This window comes from Streptomyces sp. S6 (genome assembly GCF_054880855.1).
Genome location: NZ_JBTYMC010000643.1, coordinates 1 through 1,365 on the forward strand (window position 1 = coordinate 1; position 1,365 = coordinate 1,365).

Annotated in this window: 2 protein-coding genes; one reads left to right on the forward strand and one right to left on the reverse strand. The window is 75.2% G+C overall.

Translation table 11 applies throughout. From position 1 onward, the window contains the following. On the forward strand, positions 1 to 767 hold a 767-nt coding region (locus ACVNF4_RS36075; RefSeq protein WP_461807041.1), incomplete at its 5' end, for an ROK family protein. A 110-nt stretch (positions 768 to 877) separates the two neighbouring features. Here the strand turns inward: ACVNF4_RS36075 and ACVNF4_RS36080 are convergent. Continuing rightward, on the reverse strand, positions 878 to 1,365 hold a 488-nt coding region (locus tag ACVNF4_RS36080; protein WP_461807042.1), incomplete at its 5' end, for a UTRA domain-containing protein.

Below are 1,365 nucleotides of genomic sequence, written 5' to 3' on the forward strand. Positions count from 1 at the left end.
CCGAGCTGCTGCGGCGGGCCGGGGTGCCGCGCAGCGCGCTGCGTGCGGTCGGGGTGGGGACGCCGGGGATCGTGGAGGCGGACGGGACGGTCCGGCTGTGCTCCGCGCTGCCGGGGTGGACGGGGCTGCGGCTCGGTGAGCGGCTGACCCGGTCGTTCCGGTGTCCTGTGCTGGTGGAGAACGACGCCAACGCGGCGGCGGTGGGCGAGCACTGGAAGGGCGCCGCGGTCGACTCCGACGACGTGGTGCTGGTGCTGGCGGGGTTGAGTCCGGGGGCGGGGTCGCTGATCGGGGGGCGGCTGCACCGGGGGTACAGCGGGGCGGCGGGGGAGATCGGGGCGTGGCATCTGCTGGGGCGTGAGGTGACGCCGGAGGCGCTGCTGTCCACGACCGACGAGCCGTTGCCGCCGCTGGACGACGGGGCGGTGACGGCCGTCTTCTCTCGGGCGGTCGACGGTGATCCCGGTTCCCGCGCGGCCGTCGACCGGTTCTTCCGGCGTCTGGTGCACGACGTGTCGGCGCTCGTCCTCGCGCTGGACCCCGAGCTGGTCGTCATCGGCGGGTCCACGGCGGGGCTCGGCCCTCTCCTCGGCCCCCTGCGCGACGAGCTCGCCCGTTACTGCCTGCGCCCGCCCGAGGTCGCCCTCTCGGTCCTGGGCGAGGCCGCCGTGGCGAGGGGGGCGCTGCGGCTGGCTCTGGACCATGTGGAGGAGCAGTTGTTCGCGGTGGAGGGGACGGTGACGGGGCGGCGACGGGCGTTCACCTGACCTGTTGTACGTCCTGACCGGTGAACGCGGGGCGCGTGCGGAGAGTTCCGGGCGTCCCTGTTTCCGGAATGCCGGAGGCCGGAATTCCGGAAACAGGGGGCCGGAAACCGCTACGCGGCCCCCTCCGTGATCTCCACCCGCCCCGACTCCCCGAACGTCAGTCGGCACGTGTCAGCGCGGTACGTCGCGACGGACAGCGCCGCGATGCGGGCCGGCGTCGTGAAGTGCGTGGTGACCACCAGGACCGGCGCCCCGGGGAGCCGGTCGAGCTGTTTGGCGTCGTCCGCGCGGGCGGAGCCGAGTTCGACGGAGCGGTTTCGCGCGGTCAGGTCGAGCTGCTGGAGCTCACGCAGCACGGCACGCGCGTGTGCGGCGCCGGGGAGGGTGTCCGCGGTCAGGCCGGGGACGGAGGTCTCGGGGACGTAGAGGAGTTCGGCGGCCACGGGATGGCCGTGGGAGACGCGGGAGCGGCGGACGACGTGGACGGCCGTCTCGCGCGGGAGGCCGAGGGCGTCGGCGACGGCTGCCGGGGGTGCGCTCAGCTCGCTGCCCGCGGGCTGCCAGGTGTCGTCCGGGCCGGGCCAGGGCGTCCCCTCGG